Consider the following 9,374-nt stretch of genomic DNA (forward strand, 5'->3'; position numbering starts at 1 on the left):
AAAGGCCAATCCCTTGACCAAACCCTGATCAGAAAACCATACTCAGAGGTGGCTCACTTCTCGGTGGAAAAACCGGCTCAGTTCCGCGTGGAAACCAACACAGAGGCCACCAAATGCGCCACGCACAAAGCAGCGTATAGCGTCCTCTCCTGCAAAAAGGTTTTCACCGGCTGCGGTAACCGCATTCACCAACATTGCAGACATAACGATTGTGAAGGCCATCGAACCCTCCATCATCGCATATCCAATCAGAGCGTTGAAAGAGTGTCCAGTCAGCCAAACGAAGGCGGCAGCCCCTTACCCGTCACACGCACATCCTTGTCCCTTGTGGCATTGCTTGTCCCTTGCGATGCAGGAGTCACCACAAGCCTTCCCCTTGGAGCAGGTCTTGCAGCAACTCTCGACCGGCATCGGGGTAGGCGACCAGGGAATCTCAGGTTTCTGAACAAGTGTGAAGCCGGTTGCGAACAGCAGCGCCCCGGCAAGCGCCAATGATTTCATCATATATACCCCCGAGCCCACGCGACCGTGTGGGACTGGAACGGGGAGGTCAATCTTTCCTTAGTCTTACGCCAGCACCGCCCCCGTTCTCAGGGATAAACTGGACGCCAGCGCCTTCCAGCGCTTGCATGATTGCAGCTAGGTTATTGTGAACCGGAATTGAGCGCCCGGCTTCAAAATTCCGAACAGTAGATAGGCCGACTTTTGCAGCGTCGGATAACTGCTGTTGAGAAAGGTCCACCAATCCCCTGGCGGCTCTACATTGCGAGGGCGTTAGCAAATTCTGTATCTCCTATTTCGCTCACCATAACGAAAATCGTTTGACATGACTAGGTGCAACGATATACGTTCTTATTAACGATAATCGTTATCGTTAAGAGGTGACACAATGTATGATCGCGCCGCCATCATGAAAGCCGCCCATCGGTACGCGCAGACCTACAAGGGCCGCCAATGGTCCTACGTCTACCTGCTCAAGCACGGCCTCAAAAAAGCATGGGCCGAAGCCAAGGAGGGGCTGACGGCCCAGGAGCGCCGCGCCGCTTTCATTCGGGATGAGATCGACGCCCTGCAATTCAAGACGCTTCGCTACGACACGATAACGATGCGCCGCCGCCTTGAAACCGAACTGGCCAGTATAGCGGCCTAGCACCCCCAACAGACCAAGGAGTACCTGACCATGACGAACGACGCCACGCGGGCGACCGCTACCGCTTTGCCTGAAATCAACCGCAGGCGCTTTCTCATCACCACGGCCACGGCTGGCGCTGCTGTCGCGGTGGCCGCCCCTGTGGTTGCCGCCGAACCGGAGATGACCGCTCTCGAGAAAGCCGAATGGCATATTCGCGAGCTTAGGCGGTTGGTTTCCGAAGACGGCGGCAAGCGTGCCACGGTCATGGCAGTTGCCGATTACGGCGATGGCATCGGACATAATGGCTGCAGGGCAATCGGGATTACCGGCGACGGGCGCCTCAAAAACGACGACGGCATGTTCGCCAGGAAGGCGGTGCGGTCATGAGCATCACCCGTCGCCTGTTCCTACGTAACTCCGCCGCGGCCGGCGCTGTAGCTGCAACGGTTGTCGTTCCGGTGGCTGTCTCGGCCCATACGGAAGATGAACGCTACGCCCGGTTGCTGATCTATGATAATCACGCGCATCGTCTAGTCCGCCCCGGTGATGTGGTGATCTACAACACCCACGACCAAGAACTGGAAGATTGCGCCACCTACGTCACGATGACGGACAAGATGCAGCGCCTATTCGTCTGCAGAGCCCGCAAGGTTCGTGGGTATTGGTGGGCCGAGCGTTTCGATGGCCGGGATTGGTACGGCCCGATGGACGAAGCGTTCTTCCGTCAGCGCATCAGAGGTCGTGCGGTAGCGATGATGTCCCGGCTCGACGGGAGGGCACAGTCATGAGCCGCTTTGTTCCCCAATGCGACATGGGCGCCGATGAACTGATCAAGTGCTGCATCCAAGCCAGCGCCATCATCCGCCTCTGTGAAACCGCAGCCTGGTCAATCCAGAATTGCGGTGAAGACGAAATCCCGCAGATCGCAGAGGACATTCAATATGCCCTGCAACTGGCCGCCGAACTCATCGGGCCGGCTCAAGACGCGCTTGAAAGCCACGAAGGCCTGAAAGGGGGTGTGAATTGAACGCGCATCCCGACGCAAAGCTGATCGAACTCGGCCAGCAGTTCGATCAGGCGAAAGCCGAGGCCCTGGTACTGGAAAAGGAACGTATCCGGCTGCGCAAGGAATACGGAGCGCTCGCGCAAGCCGCCGGCCTGACGGACGATCCGAAGGACCATAAGGCCCACTTCGCGATCATGAAGCGTTGCGGCTATCGTGGCGCGAACGCCCGTTTCCTTGCCAAGCACAGCCAAGCCATCAAACTCATGAAGGCGATCCACCGAGCGAAGGCGACGACGCTGGAAGGCTTCGCCGTCAAGGCCGCCGCTGTCGCGTTTGATCAATCGGACTTCGAAGTCTCCGATCCAATTCCGACCGATGTAGCCGAACGGATGCTTTATCGGCTGGCGCGAGATATGGCGAAGGCGGTGAAGCCGGCAACTCCTGCGCCATCGCAATTGGATGCCCTGATTGCTGCTCATCAAGCATCATGGGCGGCGCTAGACGCTGCCTGCAAGGTCACAGACGATGCTTTTGGAACGCCTGCCGAGGCAGCTGCCGAGAAAACTCAGGCGAAGGCAAGCGATGTCACGTTCGCGGCGATATCGAGCATCATCGAACATCCTTATGCGTCAATCGAAGAACTGAAACGCGGAGTTGCTTACGTCATCGGTCACCATCGGGCCACCGGTGACGGTGACCTAGGGGAATGGTTGCTGGGCTTGGCCAATCACCTGACTGAGGAGGGTTCGTCATGCGCTTGATCCGCCTCTACATTGCCATAGCCATGCTTCTGACCTCTCGCCTTCTCACGATAGCAGGCGGGAGGATCGTGGAAGCTGAGGCCACAACCTGGGTTGCCGAAAAACCCAAGTTATTGGCGGGTCCTCTGCCGACCCACGAAAACGGGTCGCAGTCAGACCCCCTTCGCCCCGTTGAGCAAATGCTTCTCGGCTCCATCGTCGGCCTTGCGATCTGCTTCTTGTGGATATGGATCAGCGCGAGGGCAGGAATATGACCCAACGTGTCAATCCGGCCGACTTCGTCACGCCAACCCAGCGCAAGCGCATTGAGGCCGCTATCGAGCGGCTTCTAGCCTTGCTCGATCAGATCGACGGCGACATCGACCTTGAAGACGATGAGCGGGAGCCTGAGCCGCTGGAGCCATATCTTGCCGATGCGGTGAACGACCTGGAATACGATCCGTGCGACTTGCCTTAGTCTTGGTCTGCTTCAGGAAACGGCCTCCGCTCGTCGGCCCGTCATCTCATCAATGATGATGCGATAAAACAGATGAGGGGTTGCCCCTTCAGGAACCGGCTTCATGCCTCCCGGCTCCCACCAGTTTGCATGTTGGCTCAACAAGGACCAGGCGTGGTCGCGTTCTGTTTTCCAGCCTATCCGGTCGGGCAGTTCCTCATAGCGCCCGTTTACGACAACGCTACGCCATTCACGGTTCTTGCCGAATTCATCCACCTGTACGCAGACGAGCGGATTGGCACGCATCCAGTCGATTTTCTGGCCAAGGAGGGAGAAACTGTAGAGATAGGCCCCTTCCGCAACAAATTGGATGGGCACGACATAAGGCTGCCCATTGTTGCAACAGGCCAAGCGGCCCAGCCGGGCGGATGACAGCAAAGCCTTGCATTCGGATTTATTTAGCGCAGCAATAATCACGATGAGTTCCCCGCTATCGGCAACAGCTATCGTGCAACGAGGACCGGCACTTTTGCTGTCGCAAGCACTTCTGCTGTTTGGCTGCCGAGCATGACCCGGCTGAAGCCTGTCCGTCCATGGGACGACATGACAATGAGGGTGCACCCTTTCTCGTCCGCTATCTCCACCAGGGCTCTTGCCGCCAAGCGCCATGGAATGTGGATCGTTTCGATAGGGACGCCTGCGCCTTCCGCCCTAGCCTTTACCGTAGCCAGAATGCGCTCGGCAGTCATGCGCTGGGCATCGTCATATGCGGCGATTTCCGTCTCGCTCGGCGCCCAAAGGTCTGAAGCGAATGCAAACTGCCCGCCAAGCGGTTCGGTAACGGTCACGGCAGTTACCTTGCTGCCATGCTTTCTGGCCAGCATCAGGCCCTGGTCAACGCCGATCTGCGCCACTTCGGAACCATCCGTTGGAATAAGAATGTGGTCGTACATGAAGGCCCCATCATATCATCTGCCGTGAACAGATCATTGCCTCACTTCCGTGCCGTTTTGCGAACCGGAATGAGTTAACGAACGACCAGCACCGGAATGGTCGAGTGCTGTACGACTTCCGCCGTCTGGCTTCCCAGAAGCAGCCTGCCGATGCCGCGCCGCCCATGAGACGCCATAACGATAAGGTCACAGCCTTTCAGTTTGGCCAGCCGGCCGATAGCCTCAGCTGGAGAGTTGTCTATCTCATGCACTAGTTCCACAGCGACACCGTGCTCGACTGATCGTTGTTCTATGAATGCAAAGCGCTCCTTCATGAGAGCGTCTATCTCCTGGTCATAGCGAATGACGGGGTCGTCGATACCGCCTTGACGGGCTGCGCGCGCTATTTCCGAGCGCAAGGGCTCCGAAACAGTCAGCACCGTTACCTTTGCACCAAGAGGCTTGGCAAATCCCAAACCGTGCTCCAGCCCTTTACGAGCGAGTTCCGAGCCGTCAGTCGCGATGAGAATGTGCTTGTACATGTGAGCTCCTTCGTTCGGTCTGGCTCAACATGTAACTAGATCGTGCTCTGGAAGCGTTGCGCGGCATCAAACAGGAATCCGGTTGCGCCCAAGCAAGAGGCGCATCTTCAGGTTTCTCACCGTGTGGCATACCACCGAACGACCCCATCGCCGACAAGAACGGTTTTGTCAGTTCGTCAAATGAGCGAATGCAAAATTCTTCTTGTTTCGAGCTAGCCGCCAGAAATTCAGTTCATAAATCGAATGATGCACCGAGAGCCAGCCACGAAAGAGCAAAGTGGGGAAAGAAGTGGGGTTGGCATTATTGCGTGGCAAATCGTAAAGCAAAAACAGAACGATACCGTTGGAAGATGGTGGTGTTTGCAGTCCTGAGCGAAGGAGTCTCAGGTCATTTTTCCCTGCACAACGGGAATTCGCAGGGAATTTTTGCTGATTTGACCATATTCTTATGAGTGCTTCTCAATTATCCAGCTGAAAATATGACGGAATCTGGCAGGTAATTGACTCTACGTGCAGGGATTTTTTTCCATATCGCAGCGAATTTTTTTACCGCGACAGCGTTTTCGGAAATTTTCACTGCCTGTCGACGGACAGACCATCTTCAAATTTGGTCAAGCAGACCACATCCCCGGTTTTCTGGACCATAACCCATCGGTTGCCAGCCGCGTTTTCAAAGCGCAATACCTCAAACATTGGGTCTGGTACTGGGCTAGGAGCAACGGACACAGACCGAATCCGACCAGGTCGAGCTGACTTGACCGTGCCAATTCTAAGTTGAAAAGATTGATCGATGTCGAGTTTTAATCCGCACTATCAACCACTACGTTTGTATGAAGCGGCCAATGCTTGGCGCGAACAATCGCTTATTGGGGGGAAAAGTCTCTTTGATCCATCGGAGACAATCTGGACACCTGAGCTTCTCGATGAGCTCGACCAAAAATTCGTTCAGAATCCAGATGAGAGCGGGCTGAATTTTCTCGATAAGCTGAAGGCACAACTAGAAACTGCCACCCCTCAAGCCAAACGGTTGATGGCTGAACTCATGTGGGCGATCAACCTTTTCCCCTCGAATATCACACCTGCGCGAAAGCGTGAGATGATTACTCAGATTTGGTCATGGTCGGCAGAGGTATTGCCAGCCTCGCAACCCTTTCTTGTAGATGACGTTCTGGGAGGTATTGGTTCGGCCGGCACAGCCTTCAACACCCATAGATGGCGCGAACTTTCCTTTCTGATCACCAGTCTACGTGCTTTACGTGCACTCGATACTAGCATCCAGCGCGCCATTCTCACGAATGGACAGAAGTTTGTCGAATGGCTCGAGCAGCAACCGGGTGCGAGCAATCGCCAGTTGCTCAACATTCTACCCTTCCTGCTTTTCCCGGATGAGTTCGAGAGGATCAGCTCGCGAGCCGACAAAGTAGGCATTCTCGCGCACTTCTCCTCTGAGCAGAAATCCGCATGGAATAACCGCCCTGCATCGGATCTCGACCGGGCCCTGCTGGAATTGCGACGCCGGCTTGAAACGGAGAAGGGAGAGCTCATCGATTTCTATTCGGATGATCTGAGATCTCAATGGAAGCCGTCGTCTCAGGTATCTGGAAAAAGCGAACGACCGAGTTTTAGGGAAGTGCTAACGCGCCTTCTCGAGGCTTATGATACTGCCCGGGCTGGGCCGTTCACTACCAGTGGGGAGCTTGGTTCCGCGATGCGGGCCATCAAGCAGTGGCTTGAAAATTTACCGCCAGTTGCAGAACGCGAAACCCTTAAGGTAAAGGTGAGTGTCGGACAAGGTGGCTGGACCAAGACACCATGGATCGCGATCCTGGACGATCGTCTCACCACCTCAACCCAACGTGGCATCTACATCGTCTTTTTAATCTCGGAAGATCTTTCCGTCACTTATCTCACGCTCAATCAAGGCATGACGGATCTCGTCAGCACCATGGGGCAGCGCGGCGCGGCCGAAGAAATGGTACGGGTGGCGGAAGCCACCCGGCCAGCGATCGCTGAATTTCTTTCCGACGCTTTTATTCTTAACAACGATATCGATCTCAAGTCCGATACATCAGCTGCGCGCAATTATGAAATCGGCACGATTGCGTATCTACCTCTGGCTGGCGATGATTTGCCCGAGAACGAGCACGTCATTGAATATCTAACATCGCTAATTAATGCCTATAAGCAGATTGTCGATGCCCATACGATGTCTGACAAAACTATTGAAAAGAGTGTTCCAAACTTCGATGAAGCACCGGCTTTCGGTCTCGAGGATGCGTTGCAAGATTTGTTCTTGGAGCGCGAGGAGGTTGAGGAACTTCTGCTCCTTTGGCAAACCAAGAAGAACGTCATCCTTCAGGGGCCTCCAGGTGTCGGGAAATCCTTTGCATCGCAGAGATTAGCTTACGCTTTAATTGGGGCCGCAGATCCCCGCCGCGTTGGATACATCCAGTTCCACCAGTCATATTCTTACGAAGATTTCGTGCAGGGTTACCGGCCTTCCGAAGAGGGTTTTTCGCTCCGCGAGGGCAAGTTTGTCGCTTTCTGCAATCGAGCACTTGCTGAGCCGAAGAAGCGGTTCGTCTTTATCATTGATGAGATCAATCGCGGAAACCTGAGCCGGATTCTCGGTGAGCTAATGCTGCTTATCGAGCCGGACAAACGGGGCTCCAAATGGGCGATGCCGCTCGCCTACAGTGATACGGAATTCCATGTGCCAGATAATGTACATCTGCTAGGGCTCATGAATACAGCCGATCGCTCCCTCGCGGTGGTGGACTATGCCTTACGGAGGCGTTTCGCGTTTGTGGAACTAACAGCTCGAATCCATACGAGGAAGTTTGAAGAGGTGTTGATTAGCAACGGTGTTTCCGGAAGCATCGTTAAGGTGATCCAGAATCGCGTAGGCGCATTGAATGCCACGATCGTCAGTGACATCGCCAATTTGGGTCCAGGATTTGAGATCGGCCATAGCTTCTTTTGCGCAGCGCCTGTTGCGGGTGAAAGTGGCGAGGATTGGTATAAACGCATCGTCAAAACCGAGATTTTACCGCTGCTGCGCGAGTACTGGTTCGACGCACCATCTAATGTAGAGAACTGGACGCAGCGGTTGCTCGGATAGAAATGTCAGAGAAGCCGCAGATACCCATTGAAAACATCTACTATATGTTCTGCTATGCCTGGGATCGGTTTGAGCAGGCACGATCAACTGATGTGGGCGCGGAAAGCAGCCCTGATCTACCCAACCTTCTCGCCCGTGTGCTCCTTGCTGGCGTGCGCCATCTTATGCGCCGCGGCTTAGATCGCGGCTATCAACCCACAACCGAGGACCTTGCAACAATCCGAGGGCGAATAGCCTTCAACCAGAGCCTGACCTTGCAGACGCAGAATATTCGCAGATTAGTCTGTGAATTCGATGAGCTCAGCCACGACGTTTTGCACAACCGTATCATAAAGGCGACTATGTACAGGCTCGCCCGTGTAACCACTTTGGAGCCCGCTCTCGCGCACCAGTTGCGCGTCGCAAGTCGAACTATGACTGGAATAAGCGACATCCGGCTCACGCGGATGGAGTTCGGGCGGGTCCAGCTCCACCGCAACAACGCCTACTATGACTTCTTGATGCGCATCTGCCAGCTTGCCTTTGACCTGATGCTGCCGACCGCAAATGGCAGCAATTATCGATTTGAGGATGTATTGCGCGATGAGCGCAAAATGGCGATGGTCTTCGAGTCATTTGTTCGTAACTTCTACCGCTCGGAGCAACGGCATTTTCGAGTTTCGCCGCTGCAGTTCGGCTGGGACGCCACGCCACTATCTGCCGAACATATTGTCGGCCTTCCCCAAATGCGGACCGATATTTTTCTGCAAAGCCAGAACCGCCAGATCATCATAGATACGAAATATTACGCTGATGCCCTCCAGGAACGGTTCGGTTCGAGGAGCTTCCGCTCCGGAAATCTCTACCAGCTCTTTGCATATCTTAAGAACGCCGAGGCACTTGGGTTCGAGTATGAAGCGGTCGAAGGCATGCTGCTTTATCCTGCCGTCAGGGACAGTATCAATTCTAGCTATCACATACAGGGTCACGACATTCGAATTGCAACAATCAATCTCGATCAAGACTGGCGTGCGATAGATGCTGACTTGAAGTCGCTTTTAATCCCATTAAAAGATGCTGTGGCTGCCCGGCAAACCTCTAGATTGAGCGTTGCAGGTGATCGGACGTAGCGTCTCGACAGGTAAACAGCCGTGGCACACAAGCCGACTGCGACCTAGTATCGCGCGGTAGTCGAAGACTTCTAAGTGGTCGAAACCCCGCTCCCGCGCCATATCAATAAAGGTATTCCCACCACGCCTCATAAAGGACTGCATTGCGCTCTCATGCACGAACCCGCTGCGCGGGAGGGGTGCCATGTTCTGAATCTACTCGACAGACATATGCCTTGAGCAGGTGCAGGTCTGATTGTTGATTTCCACTCAGAAGTGAGCCGGGTTTTCCATCGAGAAGTGAGCCACCTCTGATTATGGATTTCGAGTCATGCTGGGGTCAATACGGTGTTTGT

The 9,374-nt window shown here is 54.7% G+C and carries 14 protein-coding genes; 9 read left to right on the plus strand and 5 right to left on the minus strand.

The genetic code is table 11. The annotated features are described in order from the left end of the window. Positions 1–42 precede the first annotated feature (42 nt). Both ASD64_RS12185 and ASD64_RS20665 read right to left on the minus strand, forming a co-directional pair. On the minus strand, positions 43–222 hold the full coding sequence (locus ASD64_RS12185) for a hypothetical protein (RefSeq protein WP_156460124.1): 180 nt from the start codon (positions 220–222) through the stop codon (positions 43–45). Between the two features lie 328 nt (positions 223–550). Beyond that, positions 551–781 carry a helix-turn-helix domain-containing protein gene (locus tag ASD64_RS20665; RefSeq protein ID WP_082549977.1) on the minus strand — a complete coding sequence of 77 codons (231 nt, stop codon included), beginning with the start codon at positions 779–781 and terminating at the stop codon, positions 551–553. A 108-nt stretch (positions 782–889) separates the two neighbouring features. On the opposite strand from ASD64_RS20665, the gene ASD64_RS12190 reads away from it, so the two are divergent. The 6 genes from ASD64_RS12190 to ASD64_RS12220 all read left to right on the plus strand — a co-directional run bounded on the left by ASD64_RS12190 (position 890) and on the right by ASD64_RS12220 (position 3,356). After that, positions 890–1,150, plus strand: coding sequence for a hypothetical protein (locus tag ASD64_RS12190; protein ID WP_056105477.1), 261 nt, complete (start codon positions 890–892; stop codon positions 1,148–1,150). 30 nt (positions 1,151–1,180) lie between these two features. Further along, positions 1,181–1,519: a hypothetical protein gene (locus ASD64_RS12195; protein ID WP_056105478.1), complete on the plus strand. Its 339-nt coding sequence runs from the start codon at positions 1,181–1,183 to the stop codon at positions 1,517–1,519. After that, positions 1,516–1,920 carry a twin-arginine translocation signal domain-containing protein gene (locus tag ASD64_RS12200; protein WP_056105479.1) on the plus strand — a complete coding sequence of 135 codons (405 nt, stop codon included), beginning with the start codon at positions 1,516–1,518 and terminating at the stop codon, positions 1,918–1,920. The genes ASD64_RS12195 and ASD64_RS12200 overlap by 4 nt, the downstream gene beginning before the upstream one ends. Next, complete coding sequence (locus tag ASD64_RS12205; protein WP_156460125.1) at positions 1,917–2,159, plus strand: hypothetical protein; 243 nt, start codon at positions 1,917–1,919, stop codon at positions 2,157–2,159. Before ASD64_RS12200 ends, ASD64_RS12205 begins: the two co-directional genes overlap by 4 nt. Then, positions 2,156–2,899 (plus strand): hypothetical protein, encoded by a 744-nt coding sequence (locus ASD64_RS12210; RefSeq protein WP_056105481.1) that lies wholly within the window; start codon positions 2,156–2,158, stop codon positions 2,897–2,899. Before ASD64_RS12205 ends, ASD64_RS12210 begins: the two co-directional genes overlap by 4 nt. Before the next feature lie 250 nt (positions 2,900–3,149). Then, positions 3,150–3,356, plus strand: a complete 207-nt coding sequence (locus tag ASD64_RS12220; RefSeq protein ID WP_056105483.1) for a hypothetical protein — start codon at positions 3,150–3,152, stop codon at positions 3,354–3,356. Positions 3,357–3,368: 12 nt separating this feature from the next. Here ASD64_RS12220 and ASD64_RS12225 read toward each other — a convergent pair whose 3' ends face one another. The 3 genes from ASD64_RS12225 to ASD64_RS12235 all read right to left on the minus strand — a co-directional run bounded on the left by ASD64_RS12225 (position 3,369) and on the right by ASD64_RS12235 (position 4,809). Further along, complete coding sequence (locus ASD64_RS12225) at positions 3,369–3,812, minus strand: pyridoxamine 5'-phosphate oxidase family protein (RefSeq protein ID WP_056105484.1); 444 nt, start codon at positions 3,810–3,812, stop codon at positions 3,369–3,371. 26 nt (positions 3,813–3,838) lie between these two features. Further along, positions 3,839–4,288, minus strand: coding sequence for a universal stress protein (locus ASD64_RS12230; protein ID WP_056105485.1), 450 nt, complete (start codon positions 4,286–4,288; stop codon positions 3,839–3,841). A gap of 74 nt (positions 4,289–4,362) precedes the next feature. Further along, a complete protein-coding gene (locus ASD64_RS12235) occupies positions 4,363–4,809 on the minus strand; it encodes a universal stress protein (protein ID WP_056105486.1) in 447 nt (148 codons plus the stop codon). A gap of 56 nt (positions 4,810–4,865) precedes the next feature. Between ASD64_RS12235 and ASD64_RS21020 the strand changes: the two genes are divergently transcribed. The 3 genes from ASD64_RS21020 to mcrC all read left to right on the plus strand — a co-directional run bounded on the left by ASD64_RS21020 (position 4,866) and on the right by mcrC (position 9,039). Continuing rightward, positions 4,866–5,261: a hypothetical protein gene (locus tag ASD64_RS21020; RefSeq protein ID WP_156460126.1), complete on the plus strand. Its 396-nt coding sequence runs from the start codon at positions 4,866–4,868 to the stop codon at positions 5,259–5,261. A gap of 338 nt (positions 5,262–5,599) precedes the next feature. Continuing rightward, positions 5,600–7,930 (plus strand): MrcB family domain-containing protein, encoded by a 2,331-nt coding sequence (locus ASD64_RS12240; RefSeq protein WP_082549978.1) that lies wholly within the window; start codon positions 5,600–5,602, stop codon positions 7,928–7,930. A 2-nt stretch (positions 7,931–7,932) separates the two neighbouring features. Beyond that, a complete protein-coding gene (gene mcrC / locus ASD64_RS12245; protein ID WP_056105488.1) occupies positions 7,933–9,039 on the plus strand; it encodes a 5-methylcytosine-specific restriction endonuclease system specificity protein McrC in 1,107 nt (368 codons plus the stop codon). Positions 9,040–9,374 lie beyond the last annotated feature (335 nt).

Source organism: Mesorhizobium sp. Root157 (assembly GCF_001427385.1).
Taxonomy (GTDB): domain Bacteria; phylum Pseudomonadota; class Alphaproteobacteria; order Rhizobiales; family Rhizobiaceae; genus Mesorhizobium.